The sequence below is a fragment of the Streptomyces sp. NPDC054047 genome (genome assembly GCF_055585065.1).
On sequence record NZ_JBVJKV010000001.1, the window covers coordinates 1 to 16876 of the forward strand.

At 70.1% G+C, this 16876-nt stretch carries 16 protein-coding genes; 8 read left to right on the plus strand and 8 right to left on the minus strand.

The window, feature by feature from the left end; translation table 11 throughout:
* Nucleotides 1-385: 385 nt before the first annotated feature.
* Nucleotides 386-1027 carry a DNA-3-methyladenine glycosylase gene (locus ACZ6ZP_RS00005; protein ID WP_351161741.1) on the minus strand — a complete coding sequence of 214 codons (642 nt, stop codon included), beginning with the start codon at nucleotides 1025-1027 and terminating at the stop codon, nucleotides 386-388.
* A gap of 160 nt (nucleotides 1028-1187) precedes the next feature.
* Here ACZ6ZP_RS00005 and ACZ6ZP_RS00010 point away from each other — a divergent pair, with 160 nt between their 5' ends.
* The 3 genes from ACZ6ZP_RS00010 (at nucleotide 1188) to ACZ6ZP_RS00020 (ending at nucleotide 3224) form a co-directional block, all read left to right on the plus strand.
* Nucleotides 1188-1970 (plus strand): sporulation protein, encoded by a 783-nt coding sequence (locus ACZ6ZP_RS00010; protein WP_351161743.1) that lies wholly within the window; start codon nucleotides 1188-1190, stop codon nucleotides 1968-1970.
* 60 nt (nucleotides 1971-2030) lie between these two features.
* A complete protein-coding gene (locus ACZ6ZP_RS00015; protein ID WP_351161745.1) occupies nucleotides 2031-2570 on the plus strand; it encodes a YbhB/YbcL family Raf kinase inhibitor-like protein in 540 nt (179 codons plus the stop codon).
* A 147-nt stretch (nucleotides 2571-2717) separates the two neighbouring features.
* A complete protein-coding gene (locus ACZ6ZP_RS00020) occupies nucleotides 2718-3224 on the plus strand; it encodes an HNH endonuclease (protein ID WP_351161747.1) in 507 nt (168 codons plus the stop codon).
* Between the two features lie 88 nt (nucleotides 3225-3312).
* On the opposite strand, the gene ACZ6ZP_RS00025 is transcribed toward ACZ6ZP_RS00020, so the two are convergent.
* From ACZ6ZP_RS00025 to ACZ6ZP_RS00035, 3 genes are all read right to left on the minus strand, one after another.
* A complete protein-coding gene (locus tag ACZ6ZP_RS00025) occupies nucleotides 3313-4245 on the minus strand; it encodes an SPFH domain-containing protein (protein WP_351161749.1) in 933 nt (310 codons plus the stop codon).
* 118 nt (nucleotides 4246-4363) lie between these two features.
* Nucleotides 4364-4792 carry an NfeD family protein gene (locus ACZ6ZP_RS00030; protein WP_351161751.1) on the minus strand — a complete coding sequence of 143 codons (429 nt, stop codon included), beginning with the start codon at nucleotides 4790-4792 and terminating at the stop codon, nucleotides 4364-4366.
* Between the two features lie 83 nt (nucleotides 4793-4875).
* A complete protein-coding gene (locus tag ACZ6ZP_RS00035; RefSeq protein ID WP_351161753.1) occupies nucleotides 4876-5673 on the minus strand; it encodes an ABC transporter ATP-binding protein in 798 nt (265 codons plus the stop codon).
* Between the two features lie 123 nt (nucleotides 5674-5796).
* Between ACZ6ZP_RS00035 and ACZ6ZP_RS00040 the strand changes: the two genes are divergently transcribed.
* Entirely contained in the window at nucleotides 5797-6576 is a 780-nt protein-coding gene (locus ACZ6ZP_RS00040) for a hypothetical protein (RefSeq protein ID WP_351161755.1), read from the plus strand.
* 258 nt (nucleotides 6577-6834) lie between these two features.
* Here ACZ6ZP_RS00040 and chpE read toward each other — a convergent pair whose 3' ends face one another.
* The 3 genes from chpE to ACZ6ZP_RS00055 all read right to left on the minus strand — a co-directional run bounded on the left by chpE (nucleotide 6835) and on the right by ACZ6ZP_RS00055 (nucleotide 9051).
* Entirely contained in the window at nucleotides 6835-7080 is a 246-nt protein-coding gene (gene chpE, locus ACZ6ZP_RS00045) for a chaplin ChpE (protein ID WP_351161757.1), read from the minus strand.
* A gap of 170 nt (nucleotides 7081-7250) precedes the next feature.
* Nucleotides 7251-7913 carry a response regulator transcription factor gene (locus ACZ6ZP_RS00050; RefSeq protein ID WP_351161759.1) on the minus strand — a complete coding sequence of 221 codons (663 nt, stop codon included), beginning with the start codon at nucleotides 7911-7913 and terminating at the stop codon, nucleotides 7251-7253.
* Nucleotides 7906-9051, minus strand: a complete 1146-nt coding sequence (locus tag ACZ6ZP_RS00055; protein ID WP_351161761.1) for a GAF domain-containing sensor histidine kinase — start codon at nucleotides 9049-9051, stop codon at nucleotides 7906-7908. The genes ACZ6ZP_RS00050 and ACZ6ZP_RS00055 overlap by 8 nt, the downstream gene beginning before the upstream one ends.
* 194 nt (nucleotides 9052-9245) lie before the next feature.
* On the opposite strand from ACZ6ZP_RS00055, the gene ACZ6ZP_RS00060 reads away from it, so the two are divergent.
* The 3 genes from ACZ6ZP_RS00060 to ACZ6ZP_RS00070 all read left to right on the plus strand — a co-directional run bounded on the left by ACZ6ZP_RS00060 (nucleotide 9246) and on the right by ACZ6ZP_RS00070 (nucleotide 12056).
* Nucleotides 9246-9962 carry an SDR family NAD(P)-dependent oxidoreductase gene (locus ACZ6ZP_RS00060; protein WP_366464941.1) on the plus strand — a complete coding sequence of 239 codons (717 nt, stop codon included), beginning with the start codon at nucleotides 9246-9248 and terminating at the stop codon, nucleotides 9960-9962.
* On the plus strand, nucleotides 9959-11041 hold the full coding sequence (locus tag ACZ6ZP_RS00065) for an S-adenosylmethionine:tRNA ribosyltransferase-isomerase (protein ID WP_383819918.1): 1083 nt from the start codon (nucleotides 9959-9961) through the stop codon (nucleotides 11039-11041). Before ACZ6ZP_RS00060 ends, ACZ6ZP_RS00065 begins: the two co-directional genes overlap by 4 nt.
* 295 nt (nucleotides 11042-11336) lie before the next feature.
* Complete coding sequence (locus ACZ6ZP_RS00070) at nucleotides 11337-12056, plus strand: transglycosylase SLT domain-containing protein (RefSeq protein ID WP_351161767.1); 720 nt, start codon at nucleotides 11337-11339, stop codon at nucleotides 12054-12056.
* A gap of 116 nt (nucleotides 12057-12172) precedes the next feature.
* Here the strand turns inward: ACZ6ZP_RS00070 and ACZ6ZP_RS00075 are convergent, their stop codons facing one another.
* The gene (locus tag ACZ6ZP_RS00075) at nucleotides 12173-14794 is read right to left on the minus strand and encodes an ABC transporter ATP-binding protein/permease (protein WP_469405077.1); all 2622 of its coding nucleotides are present in this window, start codon (nucleotides 14792-14794) and stop codon (nucleotides 12173-12175) included.
* A gap of 265 nt (nucleotides 14795-15059) precedes the next feature.
* On the opposite strand from ACZ6ZP_RS00075, the gene ACZ6ZP_RS00080 reads away from it, so the two are divergent.
* Nucleotides 15060-16784, plus strand: a complete 1725-nt coding sequence (locus tag ACZ6ZP_RS00080) for a streptophobe family protein (RefSeq protein ID WP_469405078.1) — start codon at nucleotides 15060-15062, stop codon at nucleotides 16782-16784.
* Nucleotides 16785-16876: the final 92 nt, after the last annotated feature.

Sequence of the window (16876 nt, forward strand, 5' to 3'; positions counted from 1 at the left end):
GGCGTTGACTTTTGGCACGCTGTTGAGTTCTCAAGGAACGGACGCTTCCTTTGTACTCACCCTCTCGGGCTTTCCTCCGGGCGCTTCCCTTCGGTATTTCGTGTTTCCAACCTTACCAGATCCGTTTTCCGTTCCGTTCCCGGTTCGGATTCATTTCCAGTGGCCGTTGGAGGGCCTTTGCCTTTCGGCGTGTTCACTACGTTAGCGGATTCCCTCTGCAACTCATAATCGAGTTCCGCGAGTTCGAATTCAGGCATGCGAGCACGCCAAATTCGCCCCCGCTGAGGGGAAGTCGTAGGTAGTGGTTGGCCGCTTCCGGCTGCTGGCAGAACGCCGTACCCGGGTCAAGCGGCTCGGGCCACATTACGGTCCCCCAGGGGCCGCGTCAAGTTCGGCGGCGTCGGGGCGTATGGGCCCGATAAGGGCTCACCGTCGGGTCGTTGGGGATCCAGAAGCGCCAGGGGTGGACGGCTCCGTCACCGCCGACTCCCGTACGCGGACCGTTGCTGACCTGGTCGGGGTGGTGGGGCGTGCCCGCAAGGAGAGTGAGAGGGGCGTCCTGTGCCGCGCAGAGGTCGGCGCCGTTCAGGCTTCGGTCCACGTCAAGGGCCGTGGCCAGGCGGGCCGGGCCTTTGGCCAGTTCCCTGTCGTTGCGGGCCGAGAGCCGACGCTTGCGGGCGATCTCGGCGCCGGTGGTGATCTCCCCTGCCCTGAGCAGGACTCCGCTCGCCTTGCCCTCCGGGCCGCACACCACGTTGAGGCAGTGCCACATGCCGTAGGTGAAGTAGACGTACGCGTGTCCGGGCGGACCGAACATCACGCTGTTGCGGGCGGTGGGGCCGCGATAGGCGTGTGATCCGGGGTCGGCATCGCCGGCGTACGCCTCCACCTCTGTCAGGCGCAGCTCGATCGGGCCGTCCGGTGAGCTGCGTACGAGAACGCGACCCAGCAGATCCGGGGCCACATCGAGGACAGGGCGCTCGAAGAAGTCACGTGTGAGGGGCGTACGGTCAGGGGCCTCGATCATGGCGTCCGAGCCTACTGGACACGGTCTGTACAGGCGGGTGGTCACCGGCCGGGCGGATTGCCAGGGTGAGGACGCGGAACCGGACGTGGGTCCACCGCGTTTGTATGGATCAAGGATTCAAGTCGAGTCGAACCACAGGCGGGGCCTGGGGAGGAGAGTCATGGGGTTCAAGAAGCTGCTTGCGAGCCTGGGTGCCGGTGGTGCTTCGGTGGAGACGGTGCTGACCGAGGTCAACGTCGTACCCGGTGGAGTCGTCCAGGGTGAGGTGCAGATCCAGGGCGGGTCCGTGGACCAGGAGATCGAGGGTCTGTCCGTCGGTCTGCAGGCCCGGGTCGAGGTCGAGGGTGCCGACCAGGAGACGAAGCAGGACATCGAGTTCACGAAGCTGCGGCTCGGTGGGGCCTTCACGCTCCAGGCGGGCCAGATGCACACGGTGCCGTTCGGGCTGGAGATCCCCTGGGAGACGCCGATCACCTCCATCGACGGGCAGCAGCTGCGCGGGATGAACATCGGTGTGACCACCGAGCTCGAGATCGCGCGGGCCGTGGACTCCAGTGACCTGGACCCGGTCAACGTGCACCCGCTGCCAGCGCAGCAGGCCATCCTGGATGCCTTCATCCAGCTGGGCTTCCGCTTCAAGAGTGCGGACATGGAGCGCGGTCACATCCGTGGCACGCGCCAGAAGCTGCCGTTCTACCAGGAGATCGAGTTCTTCCCGCCGCAGCAGTACCGCGGTCTGAACCAGGTCGAGTTGAGCTTCGTGGCCGACGACCGCGAGATGGACGTCATCCTGGAGATGGACAAGAAGCCGGGTCTCTTCAGTGAGGGCAGCGACTCGTTCCGGTCGTTCAAGGTCGGTCTGAACGACTTCCAGGGCACGGACTGGGCGGCGTACCTCAACGAGTGGCTGTCCCAGGTCGGCAGCAAGCGCAACTGGTTCTAGGCTCGGAACGGAAGAGCTGTAAAGCTACCGCCGATCAGGAACCAACCAGGAGGTGCCGACGTGACCGAGCTCAAGAGGCCGCCGCTTCCCCATGACTTCCACCCGCCCGTGGCGTCGTTCACGGTCGTGAGCGAGGACTTCGAGCCGGGGGCGGTCCTTAAGGACGCTCAGGTCCAAGCGGCCGGGAACACCTCGCCGCACCTGCGGTGGGAAGGCTTCCCGCCGGAGACCAAGAGCTTCGCCGTGACGTGCTTCGACCCGGACGCGCCCACGGGCAGCGGGTTCTGGCACTGGTCCGTCTTCGACATCCCGGTCTCGGTGACCGAACTGCCCACCGGTGCGGGCAGCGGGAAGTTCGAGGGACTGCCCGAGGGCGCGGTGCAGGTGCGCAACGACTACGGGACGAAGGAATTCGGGGGCGCCGCGCCGCCGCCCGGTGACCCGGCGCACCGCTATGTGTTCACCGTGTACGCGGTGGATCAGGAGAAGCTCGGGCCCGACTCGGACGCCTCGCCTGCCGTCGTCGGATTCAACCTCCGGTTCCACACGCTCGGGCGCGCGCAGGTGCTCGCCGAGTACGCGGCTCCCGCCGGTAGCTGAGCGTTCACTGAACGTTTGCCCGTCCCTGGTCATGGAAGTGATCAGGGACGGGCATTTTTTATTGCGTTGTCCATCTCGGCGTGCCCGGCCAGAGTTGATCCCAGCCCGCCAGGGGGTGGGTCGGTGTGCATACGGGAGGTGGGCGAAATGCGGGACACGCTGGTGCTGAACGCGAGCTTCGAGCCGCTGTCGACGGTGACGCTGAACCGTGCCATCGTGCTGGTCCTTACCGACAAGGCCGTTGTCGAGCAGGCCCACCCCGGACTCCGTGTGCGCGCGGCGGCGGTCGAGATACCGGTCCCCCGGGTGATCAGGCTCTGCAGGTATGTACGGGTGCCGTTCCGAAGACGGGCTCCGTGGTCTCGGCGCGGTGTTCTCGTACGGGACCAGCACAGGTGCGCGTACTGCGGGAAGCGGGCGACGACCGTGGACCACGTGGTGCCGCGGGCGCAGGGCGGTACGGACTCGTGGCTGAACACGGTCGCTTCGTGCGCGATGGACAATCACCGCAAAGCGGACCGTACGCCAGAGGAAGCCGGAATGCCGCTGCTGCGACAGCCGTTCGAGCCCACGCCCGCCGACGCGATGCTGCTCGCCCTCGGCCGGGACGGCATCGCCTCGCTGCCGAAGTGGCTCGCGCAGTCGGCCGCGTGAACTGACGAAGCGTAAGAGACGTAGGAGAAGGGCCCGTCTCCACCGCACCGGTGGAGACGGGCCCTTCTCCTACGTCGTACGCCGCTTGTCAGTCGATCGGCGGCTGTTCGCGGCGCTCGGTGGGCGGGGCGCTCGGGCCGCCGGCCATCGGGCCGAAGTTGCCCATGGCGCCGCTCAGGCCCTTGAGGGCGTCGCCGATCTCGCTGGGCACGATCCAGAGCTTGTTCGCGTCGCCCTCGGCGATCTTCGGGAGCATCTGGAGGTACTGGTAGGCGAGGAGCTTCTGGTCGGCGTCACCCGCGTGGATGGACTCGAAGACCGTGCGGATCGCCTGGGCCTCGCCCTCGGCGCGCAGGGCCGCGGCCTTGGCCTCACCCTCGGCGCGCAGGATCGCGGACTGCTTCTCACCTTCGGCGCGCAGGATCTCCGACTGCCGTACACCTTCGGCCTGGAGGATCGCGGCGCGCTTGTCGCGGTCGGCGCGCATCTGCTTCTCCATCGAGTCCTGGATGGAGGTCGGCGGCTCGATGGCCTTGAGCTCGACGCGGTTGACGCGGATGCCCCACTTGCCGGTGGCCTCGTCCAGGACACCGCGCAGCGCGGCGTTGATCTCCTCGCGGGAGGTCAGGGTCCGCTCCAGGTCCATGCCACCGATGATGTTGCGCAGCGTGGTGACGGTGAGCTGCTCGATCGCCTGGATGTAGCTGGCGACTTCGTACGTCGCGGCGCGGGCGTCGGTCACCTGGTAGTAGATGACGGTGTCGATGTTCACCACGAGGTTGTCCTGGGTGATCACCGGCTGGGGCGGGAACGGGACGACCTGTTCACGCAGGTCGATGCGGTTGCGGATCGAGTCGATGAACGGGACGACGATGTTCAGACCGGCGTTCAGCGTCCGGGTGTAGCGGCCGAAGCGCTCGACGATCGCCGCACTGGCCTGCGGGATGACTTGGATCGTCTTGATCAGGGCGATGAAGACCAGCACCACCAGAATGATCAGGACGATGATGATTGGTTGCATCGTTGTTCCCCGTACCCCTCTTGCTCGGTGTTCCCGGAAGATCCGCAGAGCCGGAACGCGGGCCTGCGAAGATCTTGCTGGTCGAGTCTGTCAGACCGCCGCACACCCCGTGGTGGATTCACATGACGATGGCCGTCGCTCCGTCGATCTCGACGACATCCACCTCGCGTCCCGCCTCGTAGCTCTGGGCGGTGTCGAGCGAGCGGGCCGACCAGATCTCGCCGGCGAGCTTGATCCGGCCGCCGGAGGCGTCGACCCGTTCCAGGACGACGGCCGTCCTGCCCTTCAACGCCTCTACTCCGGTGGCCAGTTCGGGCCGTTGGGAGCGGTGTCGCGCCGCCACCGGGCGTACGACCGCGATGAGCGCGACCGATACCGCGGCGAAGACGACGACTTGGAGTACGGTGCCGCCGCCGAGGCCGGCGGTCACGGCGCCCGCGACAGCGCCCACGGAGAGCATGCCGAACTCCGGCATCGCGGTCAGTACGAGCGGGATTCCGAGCGCGGCGGCGCCGATCAGCCACCACACCCATGCGTCGATGTCCACGTGGTCATCGTAGGACCGCGGGACCTTTCCGCACAGGGCACGTGATCTATCGGCCGGAGTGGGCCCGGCCGTTCGCGCCGGTGTCAGCCGAGCGGGAGGCCCTGTGCGCTCCAGCGCTCGCCCCGCTCCTCGACCACCAGGGGCAGTCCGAAGCACAGGGAGAGGTTGCGGGAGGTCAGTTCGAGCTCCAGCGGACCGGCGGCCATGATCTTGCCCTGGCGGATCATGAGGACGTGGGTGAAGCCGGGGGCGATCTCCTCGACGTGGTGCGTGACCATGATCATCGAGGGGGCGATCGGGTCGCGGGCCAGGCGGCCGAGGCGGCGTACGAGGTCTTCGCGGCCACCGAGGTCGAGGCCGGCGGCGGGCTCGTCCAGGAGGAGCAGCTCGGGGTCGGTCATCAGGGCGCGCGCGATCAGGGTGCGCTTGCGCTCTCCCTCGGAGAGGGTGCCGAACTTGCGGTCCAGGTAGTCGGTCATGCCGAGGCGGTCGAGGAAGGCGCGGGCGCGCTGCTCGTCGACCTCCTCGTAGTTCTCGTGCCAGCCTGCGGTCATGCCGTACGCGGCCGTGAGCACCGTCTGGAGGACGGTCTGGCCCTTGGGCAGCTTCTCGGCCATCGCGATGCCGGCGACGCCGATGCGCGGGCGCAGCTCGAAGACGTCCGTGCCGGGCCTGCCGAGGGTCTCGCCGAGGATGGTGGCGGTGCCGGTGCTCGGGTAGAGGTAGCTGGACGCGACGTTCAGGAGGGTGGTCTTGCCCGCGCCGTTCGGTCCGAGGATGACCCAGCGCTCACCCTCCTTGACCGACCAGGAGACCTGGTCCACCAGAGCCCGGCCCTCGCGGACCACGGATACGTCCTCCAGCTCCAGTACATCGCTCATGAGCGCGTTGTCTCCCATTGCAGTCTCGGCTGTCGCTTGCGTCTGTGGACGCAGTCCCCTGGGAGAAAACCTACGCCACCGGTCGAGCGCTCCAGCCCCTAGCCCGGTCCTTAGGCTGTACGCATGCTCTCGGAACCACGCTCAGGACGCTTGGCAGCATGGGGAAATGCCCTACTTGCCGGACTTGTCTCGCCGGACGACGCGGTGCTCGCGATAGTCGGTGACGACGCCGTGCACCGGGTCGAAGGTCTTCCCGGCGAGTCGGGGCCGGTCGGCCTCACCCTGGCCCTGGGGCGATTGCGCACGCTCGGGGTGACCGGGCTGCGGGTCGCGCTGCCCGCGCCGGGCCATCCGCTCGGCCTGAGCGGGCCGCCCGACTTCAACGCGCGGGCCCTGGAGGCGCAGGAGGCGGTCGTCGCCTACGGGGCGCCGTACGGCCTGGTGCCCGAGGTCTCGGAGGCGGGGCCCGCCGGTGATGTGCACGTGGAGGTCCTCTGGCGCTGCATGTCCGTACGGGAGGCGCCGCCGGCCGATGTGCCCTCGCTGGGCGAGGCGGAGCGCGAGCTCGCCGAGGCGCTGCGGGACGCGACGGAGGTGCTCTCGCGGCTCGACGTCGCGGGCTCGGGGCCGGTCGCCGAGGCGGCGGTGGACGCGTACCGGGCGCGGGCCGAGCGGGGGCGCGAGGCGCTGGCGCCCGGATACCCGCCGCGTGCGGTGCGGGTGTTGGAGCTGGCCCAGCGGGTCGGCCTGCTGATCTCGGTGGCGTTCGAGAACGGCCACGGTGGGGCCGTGAGCGCCTCGGAGATGGCCGCGCGCGGCGAGGCGCTCCGTCCGGTGGAGCGGACGGCTCGGCGGGCGCAGGTGGCCGCGTACAACGCTTATGTGGAGGAGCGGGAGCGGTAGCCGGGGGTGGGCGCCCTGGCAGTCCTCGGGGTGGCCCGGTGACTGCCGCTTCGCGGCGGGGGTGTCTCTTGGCTGCGGGTGCATCGTGGCTTGCCGCGCAGTTCCCCGCGCCCCTACGACTGCGGGTGCATCGTGACTTGTCGCGCTCACGTGGCGGAGCCGCAGACCGACACGGCCCCGTGCCCCTCGGGGCGCGGGCAGCCGCACATCGATACGGCCCCGCGGGCGATGCCCGCGGGGCCGTGGCTTCGGGGTGCGTCAGTGGTTGACGCCGAGGTTGCCGAAGGCCGGGTTGAGGGCGCCGATGACCGACACGGTGTTGCCCACGGCGTTCACGGGGATGTGCACCGGCGCCTGGACCAGGTTGCCCGAGCCGACGCCCGGCGACTTCACGGCCTTGCCGTGGGCCTGCGCACCGTCCGTGGCGGAGGCGAGAGAGGCACCGGCGACGACGAGGCCACCCGCCACCATCGTGACAGCAGCGGCCTTCTTCAGGTTCTTCACTTCTGGACCCTCCTAGCGATCGCTGCGACCAGCCGCCGCAGCACGCACTGGAGAACGGCCCGGCGGCGCGGAGGTTGCGCCAAGTGGGGGACATTGACACGACGGTATGAATCTCAGACCGGAACACGACGCTCCGGTCCGCCGGTCGACCAGGTGCGCGCAGACGCCGATCAGCCGGTCACACCATGTCGTACGGCCCACAGGGCGGCCTGGGTGCGGTCGGCGAGGTCCAGCTTCATCAGGATGTTCGAGACGTGGGTCTTGACGGTCTTCTCGGAGAGCACCAGCGCACGCGCGATCTCGCGGTTCGAGCGCCCGTCGGCGATGAGCCCCAGGACCTCACGCTCCCGCTCGGTGAGCGAACCGCCCCTCCCCTGCCCCGTGTTGGCCTCCTCCTGGGACAGCAGCGCCCCCGCCACCTCGGGCTGAAGCAGCACGTGCCCCGCGTGCACGGAGCGGATGGCGCCCGCCAGGGCGTCCGGGTCGACGTCCTTGTAGACATACCCGGCGGCGCCCGCGCGCAGGGCCGGGACGACCGTGCGCTGCTCGGTGAAGCTGGTGACGATCAGCACGCGCGCGGGGTTGGCCAGTTCGCGCAGCTTGCGCAGCGCCTCGACGCCGTCCATGCCCGGCATCTTCACGTCCATGAGGACGACGTCCGGTTTCAACTGCTCGGCCTGCTCGACGCCTTCGGCGCCGTCCGAGGCCTCGCCCACCACCTCGATGTCGTCCTGCACCTCGAGGAACGTACGCAGACCGCGGCGGACCACCTGGTGGTCGTCGACCAGCAGCACCCGGATCCCTGTCTTCGGATGGAACACAGCGTCAGCCACCGGGAACCTCCATCTCGATCGTCGTGCCCTTTCCGGGCTCCGATTCCACGGTCAGCTGTCCGCCGACCCCGCCGGCCCGGTCCCGCATGGAGACCAGACCCAAGTGCCGCCCCGCGCGCCGGATCGCGCGCGGGTCGAAACCGCTGCCGTCGTCCGTGACCCGCAGCACGGCTCCCGCGCCGCGCCGCACCAGGGCCACGGAGACGCGCTCGGCTCCGGAGTGGCGCAAGGCATTGTGCAGTGCCTCCTGGGCGACGCGCAGCATCGCCTCCTCCTGGGCCGCGGGCAAAGCGCGAACGGCGCAGCTCTCGAAGGTGACTTCGGCGGAGTGCGCGCGGTCAAGGACCTGCGTGTGCGTGCGCAAGGTGGCCACCAGGCCGTCCTCGTCCAGGGCGGCGGGGCGCAACTCCACGACGGCGGCGCGCAGTTCGTCCGCCGCCTCGGCCGCGAGGGTGGCCACCTGCTGGAGTTCGCCCTTGGCGCGCGAGGGGTCGCGGTCCACCAGGGTGGCCGCGGCCTGGGCCGTCAGGCGCAGCGAGAACAGCTTCTGGCTGACGGCGTCGTGCAGTTCGTGGGCGAGGCGCGAGCGCTCCTCGGCGATGGTCAGCTCGCGGCTGCGTTCGTAGAGACGGGCGTTCGTGAGGGCGATCGCGGCGTGCTGGGCGAGGATCGAAAGGAGCTCCTCGTCCTCGGCGGTGAAGCCGCAACCGCCGTCCGGCTTGGGGCAGTTCTTGTTGGCGAGGAAGAGCGCGCCGAGTGTCTCGTCCCCGTACCGGATCGGCAGGCCGAGGAAGTCGGACATGTCCGGGTGGGCGGGTGGCCAGCCCTCGAAGCGCGGGTCCTTGCGCACGTCGGCGAGGCGCTCGGGCTCGGCCTTGTGCAGCATCGCGGCGAGGATGCCGTGCTGGCGGGGCAGCGGGCCGATGGCACGCCACTGCTCCTCGCTGACGCCGTCGACGACGAACTGGGCGAATCCGCCGTGGTCGTCCGGAACGCCGAGCGCCGCGTACTCCGCGTCGAGCAGCTCGCGGGCGGAGGCGACGATCGTCTTGAGGACGTCGCGCACCTCGAGCTGCCTGCTCATGGCGAGAAGCGCGGAGCTCACCGCGTTCAGGCCGGACCGGTGACCTTGACTCATGGCCTCACCGTACCGGCGGGGTGTGACAGTGCGTATCGGACCTGTGGTGGCCACCGCCTAGGGCCGTGGGCGTAGGCCCAAGGGCCCTGCGGCGTTGCGGCCCGCGCACGAGGCGCCGGGAGCGGGTCCGTTCCTACCGTGGGGGTGATCCGCTGGAGAAGCGGCTGGCCGGGCGACCCGAGGGGACGGATGTCATGCCGGTAGCGATCATCACGGGGGCTTCGAAGGGGCTGGGGCGTGCGCTGGGGGCGGCGCTCGCCGAGCGGGGCTGGGATCTGGTGCTCGACGCGAGAACGGCCGCCGTGCTCGCTCGGTCCGCACGCGAGATGGCGGGGCGCGGCGCGCGCGTGGAGGCCGTCGCCGGGGATGTCACGGACGCCGGGCACCGGGCGGATCTGGTGGCCGCGGCGCACGAGCTGGGCGGTCTCGACCTGCTGGTGAACAACGCGAGCGCGCTGGGCGCGGAGCCTCTCGTACGCCTCGAAGAGCTCACGCTCGACGGGCTGCGGCAGGCTCTGGAGACCAATGTGGTGGCGGCTCTGGGGCTGGTCCAGGAGGCGCTGCCCTTGTTGCGGGCCTCGGGTGCGGGGGCGGTGGTCGACGTCAGCTCCGACGCGGCCGTCGAGGCGTACGAGACGTGGGGCGGGTACGGGGCGTCCAAGGCGGCGCTCGATCATCTGTCGGCGGTCCTCGCCGTGGAGGAGCCGGGGATCAGGGTGTGGGCGGTCGACCCCGGTGACATGCGGACCGATCTCTACGAGGCGGCTGTCCCGGAGGACGACACCTCGGGGCGGCCTTCGCCGGAGACGGTGGTGCCCGCCTTCCTGCGGCTGCTCGACGAGCGACCGGCGAGCGGGCGGTACGCCGCACCGGCCTTGCTGAGCGCTCCTTCCTCCCTGGACGCGCGATGACGCTGGCCGTGCGGGTGCCCGATGAGCTGGCGGCCCGCGTCCCCGCCGAGCAGCGGGGCCAGGGGCTCGGCAGGGACGCGGTGCGGCTGCTCGTGTCGCGCGGGACGGAGGTCTCGCACCACGCCTTCGCCGACCTTCCCGCGCTGCTGCGGGCCGGGGACCTGCTGATCGTGAACACCTCGCGGACGCTGCCCGCGGCGGTCGACGGGACCGCGGGGCACGCGCGCGTGGTGGTGCATTTCTCGACCCGGGGCGACGACGGACGGTGGGCCGTCGAGTTGCGGGATCCCGACGGCCGGGGCACCACGCGTGCGCGTGCGGGCGGGCCCGCGCATTCAGTCGTGCGGCTCCCCGGGGACGTACGCCTGGTCTTCGAGGAGCCGCTGGCCCTGGGGAGCGGGCGGTTGTGGTGGGCCCGGGTGCCGGCCGACGTGCCCGCGCTGCTGCGGCGGCACGGGCGCCCCATCCGCTACTCCTATACAGAGAGGGACCAGCCGCTCGCCGCCCACCAGACCGTGTTCGCGCTGCCGTCGCCCGACGGGGCGGGCAGTGCGGAGATGCCGAGCGCGGCGCGGCCGTTCACCGCGGAGCTGGTGGCGCGCCTGGTCAGCCGGGGTGTGCAGTTCGCGCCGGTCACCCTGCACACGGGGGTGGCATCGCCCGAGGCGCACGAGCCGCCGTACCCCGAGCTCTTCGAGGTGCCCGGGGCGTCGGCGCGTCTCGTCAATGCCGCGAGGGCGGGCGGCGGACGGGTCATCGCGGTCGGTACGACGGCCGTGCGCGCCGTCGAGTCCGCCGCGGGGCCCGACGGGGTGGTCCGGGCGGCGGCGGGCCGTACGGAGCTCGTGGTGACCCCCGAGCGGGGCGTGCGCGTGGTGGACGGGCTGCTCACGGGGCTGCACGAGCCGCAGGCCTCGCATCTGCTGATGCTGGAGGCGGTCGCGGGCCGGGCCGCCGTCGACCGGGGTTATACGGAGGCCGTACGCCGTCTCTACCTCTGGCACGAGTTCGGCGACGTGCATCTCCTCCTTCCGGAGGAGTTTGCTCACGCAGAGAATTGCGAGGGCAACTGTTGGTGAGGTTGTTACGTGTCCGATGTGAGCCCGCGCATAGGACGCACGTCACGTACGAAGGTCCCTAGTGGATGAGCAGGCCCTTTGTGGGCACGGGGTGCGCTGCCATCAGGGCCTACGGCGCGCCCCCTGATCCACTATCCGGCATCGTACGTCACTGCTTTGCCACAGAATTTTGCGCCCGCTAAGAATTGCTCCCGTCGCTCGGCGCCGCGGTCCCGCACCGCGGCGTTTGTGCCGGAGAAGCAAATGTCCCCCGCCGGCCAGAGCGACCTCCGCGATTCGAAGAGGTCCGTCTCCCATGTCCCAGCACAGCACCCCTGGTCATAGTCGCCCCGCGCTGACCAAGACCCAGAAGTTCTCGATCGCCGGTGTCGCCACGCTCGGCGCCGCCGCCCTCGCGTTCTCCCTCGTGCCGGGCAGCGCCGACGCCGGAACGCAGACGCAGAGCCTCGAAGCCGCCCCGGTGGCCTTCAAGCAGAACGTGGACGCCCAGCAGGCGGTCCACGCCGGCGTCATCAAGCAGCGGAACACCGCCGACAAGCAGGCCAAGGACGCCGCTGCCGCCAAGGCGAAGGCCGAGGCCGACGCCGCCGCGAAGAAGCGGGCCGACGAGGAGGCCGCGGCCAAGAAGAAGGCCGAGGACGAGCGCAAGGCCAAGGAAGCCGCGAGCCGTGCCGCCGCGCGCAAGCCGGTCTACGCCAACAACCTCGACGGCTGGATCCGCCAGTCCCTGGACATCATGAAGGCCAAGGGCATCCCCGGTTCCTACGAGGGCCTGCACCGCAACATCATCCGTGAGTCCGCGGGCGACCCGAACGCCAAGAACGGCTGGGACATCAACGCCATCAACGGCACCCCGTCGGTCGGCCTGCTCCAGGTCATCCAGCCCACGTTCAACGCGTACCACGTCGAGGGCACGTCCACGAACATCTACGACCCGGTCGCCAACATCACCGCCGCGGCCAACTACGCGGCCGACCGCTACGGCTCGATGGACAACGTCAACGGCGCCTACTGAGCCTGATCTCCTGATCAACGGACCTCTTCGCCGAGGCTCGTCAGACGCCGAAGGGCGGCACCCCCTGGGGGTGCCGCCCTTCTCGTCCGCCATGAAGCACATGGCACACGGCGTGCTTACTTGCGCATGACCTCGGGCTCGTGGCGGCGCAGCAGGCGCGCCACCGCGAAGCCGCAGGCGACGCCGATCAGGAGCAGGATCGTGATGTTCAGACCCCACTGGCCCGCCGAGTGCTCCCACAGCGGGTCGAGGTCGCCCGGCTTCTTCGGGTCCCACGGCGGCATGAGGTGCGCGAGGTCCAGCGTGGCGCCCGCGCCGGCGATGGCCCAGCGCGACGGCATCAGCCAGGCGAACTGCTCCAGGCCCGGCGAGCCGTAGACCTGGAAGAGCACGCCGGTGAAGACGACCTGGACGATCGCGAACATCACCAGGAGCGGCATGGTCTTCTCGGCGGTCTTCACCAGCGAGGAGATGACCAGGCCGAACATCATCGAGGTGAAGCCCAGGGCGATGATGACCAGGCAGATCTCCACGGCCGGAGGGAAGATCAGGCCCTCTTCCGGGAGATCGCGCGTCGCGAAGCCGATGCCGCAGATGATGACGCCCTGCAGGGCAGTGATCACGCCGAGGACGATGACCTTGGACATCAGGTACGCCGAGCGGGACAGGCCGGTGGCCCGCTCCCGTTCGTAGATGACCCGTTCCTTGATCAGTTCTCGTACGGAGTTGGCGGCGCCCGAGAAGCACATGCCGACCGCCAGGATCAGCATGATCGTGCCCGCGTCGCCGTTGAACTTGACCGGCGGCTTGGGCGGGCCGAGCCCGAACTCGGCCGGGATCACGACGCTGACGATGCCGAGGACCGCGGGCAGGATCACCATCAGGCCCAGGAAGCCCTTGTCGGAGGCGATCACCGAGGTGTAGCGGCGAATCAGGGTCCACAGCTGCGAGCCCCAGCCCTGCGGCTTGGGCGGCCTGATCGCCTGCGGCGGCGGCATGTGGACCGACTGCGCGGCCACGGCGTCGATGTCGGCGGCGTACATCTGGTAGTGCTGAGAGCCCTTCCAGCGGCCCGCCCAGTCGTAGTCGCGGTAGTTCTCGAACGCCGAGAAGACGTCCGCCCACGTCGAGTAGCCGAAGAAGTTGAGCGCTTCCTCCGGCGGACCGAAGTAGGCGACCGAGCCGCCCGGCGCCATCACCAGGAGCTTGTCGCAGATCGCCAGCTCGGCGACCGAGTGCGTGACGACCAGGACCGTGCGGCCGTCGTCGGCGAGGCCGCGCAGGAGCTGCATGACGTCGCGGTCCATGCCCGGGTCGAGACCCGAGGTCGGCTCGTCCAGGAAGATCAGCGACGGCTTGGTGAGCAGCTCCAGGGCCACCGACACACGCTTGCGCTGGCCACCGGAGAGGGAGGTGACCTTCTTCTCCTTGTGGATGTCCAGCTTGAGCTCGCGCAGGACCTCGTCGATCCGCTGCTCGCGCTCCTGCTCGCTGGTGTCCGAGGGGAAGCGCAGCTTGGCGGCGTACTTGAGGGCCTTCTTGACGGTCAGTTCCTTGTGCAGGATGTCGTCCTGCGGGACAAGACCGATGCGCTGGCGCAGCTCGGCGAACTGCTTGTAGAGGTTCCGGTTGTCGTAGAGGACGTCACCCTTGTTGGCGGGCCGGTAGCCGGTGAGCGCCTTGAGCAGGGTGGACTTTCCGGAGCCCGAGGGGCCGATGACCGCGATGAGCGACTTCTCCGGGACGCCGAAGGAGACATCCTTGAGGATGTCCTTGCCGCCGTCGACCGTCACCGTCAGGTGGCGGGCGGAGAAGGAGATCTCACCGGTGTCGACGAACTCCTCGAGCCGGTCGCCGACGAGCCGGAACGTCGAGTGGCCGACGCTGACGATGTCGTTCGGGCCGATGAGGGCCGTGCCCGACTTCGCGACCGGCTGACCGTTGATGTACGTGCCGTTGTGCGAGCCGAGGTCGTGGATCTCGAAGCGGCCGTCCGGAGTGGCCGTGAACTCGGCGTGGTGGCGCGAGACCTGGAGGTCGGAGACGACCAGTTCGTTCTCCAGGGCGCGGCCGATGCGCATCTTGCGGCCGAGCGCGAGCTGGTGGAACGTCGTCGGGCTGCGATCACCGTAGACCGGCGGGGCCCCCGCGACACCGCCGGAACCGGGGCCCTGCTGCTGCGGGACCTGCGGCTGCTGAGGCTGCTGAGGCTTCTGATGCTGAGCCTGCTGCTGGGGCTGCGGCCAGCCCTGCTGCTGGGGCATCTGCTGCTGCGCCTGGTACTGCGGCGCCTGCTGCTGGGACGCCTGGGCGGCCCAGCCGGGTCCGCCCTGCTGCCCGTGGTGCTGCGGTGCCTGGTGTTGCGGCGCCTGATGGGCCGGTGCCTGCTGAGCGGCCTGGTGCGGTGCGGCCTGCTGCGGTGCGGACACGGCGGCGGCGCCGGACGCGCTGCCGGAAACGTTCAGCCGCGGACCGTCGGTCGCGTTGCCGAGGTTCACTGCCGAGCCGGGGCCGATTTCCATCTGGTGGATCCGCTGGCCCTGCACAAAGGTGCCGTTGGTGCTGCCGTGGTCCTCGATGACCCAACTGCGGCCGCTCCAGCTGATCGTGGCGTGACGCCAGGACACCCTGGCGTCGTCAAGCGCGAGATCCCCCTGCGGATCACGTCCGAGGGTGTACGACCTGGACGGATCGAGCGTCCAGGTCCTTCCATTCAATTCCAGTACGAGTTCCGGCACTCCAGCCCCACTGAGTTGTCCCCCGAGCTAGCCCCCGTCATGGGGAGTCTAGGGATGTCGAACATCGGGAGGAACTATTTCAGGCGGAGGCCTCTGACCGAAAGTCGGGCCTTGTGAAGACTGCGTACGGGCCTGGGCGACCGCCCCGTTGACGGGGCAGAAACCGCCCCGGAGAGTAGTAACCGCCCATGAGTGCGTACGGATCATGCGCATTGCGCACATCTCGTACGGAACAGGGCGAGGCGCTGCGAGTCGGGGGGTCCTGATGGAGACCGGCGGGAAACAGGTCGAAGGCCGGGGTGTGCGGTGGGGCGATGTCCTGCTGTCCGCTATTGCCGCCGTGAGCTGGGCTCTTGTCGGCATGGCCGGCACCGCGGCGCTCGGCCTGCATCTGCTCGGCGCGGACACGGTGGGGTCACTGGGGCCGATGACCGCTGCCGTGGTGGCGCTCGGCGCGGGAGGCTCGGTCACCCCCTCCGGTGACGTCTCCGCCTTCGGACTCGATGGCGCAGAGGCGACCACCGCCATCGACATCGCGCCGCTCGGCGTCGGGCTCGCGGGCGCGCTTCTCCTTGCGTATTTTTTCCTACGCTCCCTGCGCGGGGCGGGAGTTGTGATCACGCCCGCCGAACTGGCCGCGCGCGCGGGCGCCGTGATCGCCCTCTTTCTGGCGATGCTCGGGGGGCTCGCCTGGGCGGGTCACGACATCATCACGATCGACGGTGACCAGCTGGGGATCGACAAGGGCATCGACGAGGGGATCGACCAGCTCCCGGACGACATCACGGACAAACTTCCCGACGGGCTCGGTGACATCGGCGGCCTGCTGCCCGACCGGCTCGGCGATCTCGCGCAGGCGAAGGCGGCGGTCGGCTTCACGGTGGACACGGGTCCGACGCTGCTCGGGGGCGCGATCTGGGTGATCGGCGTCCTGCTGATCGCGCTGCTCGCCTCACGTCGTACGCCGCTGCCGCGCGGGTGGGACGCCGTGCACCGCGTGGTGCGGCCTGCCGCCTCCGCGCTGGTCGCGGTGGTGCTCGTGGCGGTGCTCGCCGGGCTCGCGGCGGCGCTGTACGCGATGATCGGCGACGCGAATCCCAAGCGGATCGCGGGCGCCGCGCTGCTCGGGGCGCCGAACGGGGTGTGGCTCGGGGTGCCGATCGGGCTCCTCGTGCCGTGGGACGGCGAGGCGACGGGCCAGCTGGTGAAGCTGCTGCCGGACCCGCTGGACGACCTCCTCTCCGGGTCGGGCGCCTCGGGGGACGAGGCCGTGACACTGGGGCGGCTCGCGGAGCTCGACAGCCGGGTCTGGCTGCTGGGCGTCGCGGCGGCGCTGATGATCCTTTTCGCGGGGGTGCTCACCGCCGTCCGTACTCCTTACTCACGTGGCGAAACGGGCGCCCTGAGGTTCGCGGGGCAGTGTGCGGTGCGGCTCGGCGTGGTGACGGCGCTCGCGCTGCCGTTGATGGTGTGGCTGACGGGGGTCTCCGCGGATGCCTCGCTGTCGGTGCTCGGCTTCGACGCGTTCGGGGCGGGGATCGAGCTGCACGGTCAGCTGGGGATGGCGTTCCTGCTCGGCGCGGCGTGGGGCGTCGGTGCGGGCGCGGTGGGGGCGTTGCTCGCGGTGGCGAGCGGGGCCGCGGGCGGCAGGGTCTCGCCGTTCGCCGTCGCCGCGGCGGTTCCTGCGATGACGCCGCCGGCCGAGGTGGCCGCCGGTGCGGGGGCGCCGGGTGCGGGAGCGCCGGGTGGGACGGCGGGCGACGCCGCGGGGCCGTACAACCCCAGTGCCCCCTTCCGGCCGGCGAACCCCGACACGAACCCCTACCTCCGGCCGCCGCGTGATGTCTCCGGTGCGCCGACGGTGATCGGCCCGGTCACTCCTCCCCCACCGCGGGGGCAGTCGCGCCCCCGCTCCTCGGGTGGCGGCGACTGGCCCCCGCCACCACCACCGCCGCCTCCGCCACCTCCACCGGACGACCGGGGGCGGTAGACGCCGGGCAGTCGGGCGGTGGGGGGAGAGAGACCCGCCGCGCAGCGGGCGGGACAGAAGCACCCCGACGACCGGCAGACGAACAACCGGCC

Coding starts and splice junctions, on each gene's coding strand:
- ACZ6ZP_RS00005 (WP_351161741.1), bottom strand. CDS start 1,027: ATGATCGAGGCCCCTGACCGTACGCCCCTCACACGTGACTTCTTCGAG.
- ACZ6ZP_RS00010 (WP_351161743.1), top strand. CDS start 1,188: ATGGGGTTCAAGAAGCTGCTTGCGAGCCTGGGTGCCGGTGGTGCTTCG.
- ACZ6ZP_RS00020 (WP_351161747.1), top strand. CDS start 2,718: ATGCGGGACACGCTGGTGCTGAACGCGAGCTTCGAGCCGCTGTCGACG.
- ACZ6ZP_RS00025 (WP_351161749.1), bottom strand. CDS start 4,245: ATGCAACCAATCATCATCGTCCTGATCATTCTGGTGGTGCTGGTCTTC.
- ACZ6ZP_RS00035 (WP_351161753.1), bottom strand. CDS start 5,673: ATGAGCGATGTACTGGAGCTGGAGGACGTATCCGTGGTCCGCGAGGGC.
- ACZ6ZP_RS00040 (WP_351161755.1), top strand. CDS start 5,797: ATGCTCTCGGAACCACGCTCAGGACGCTTGGCAGCATGGGGAAATGCC.
- ACZ6ZP_RS00055 (WP_351161761.1), bottom strand. CDS start 9,051: ATGAGTCAAGGTCACCGGTCCGGCCTGAACGCGGTGAGCTCCGCGCTT.
- ACZ6ZP_RS00060 (WP_366464941.1), top strand. CDS start 9,246: ATGCCGGTAGCGATCATCACGGGGGCTTCGAAGGGGCTGGGGCGTGCG.
- ACZ6ZP_RS00065 (WP_383819918.1), top strand. CDS start 9,959: ATGACGCTGGCCGTGCGGGTGCCCGATGAGCTGGCGGCCCGCGTCCCC.
- ACZ6ZP_RS00070 (WP_351161767.1), top strand. CDS start 11,337: ATGTCCCAGCACAGCACCCCTGGTCATAGTCGCCCCGCGCTGACCAAG.
- ACZ6ZP_RS00080 (WP_469405078.1), top strand. CDS start 15,060: ATGGAGACCGGCGGGAAACAGGTCGAAGGCCGGGGTGTGCGGTGGGGC.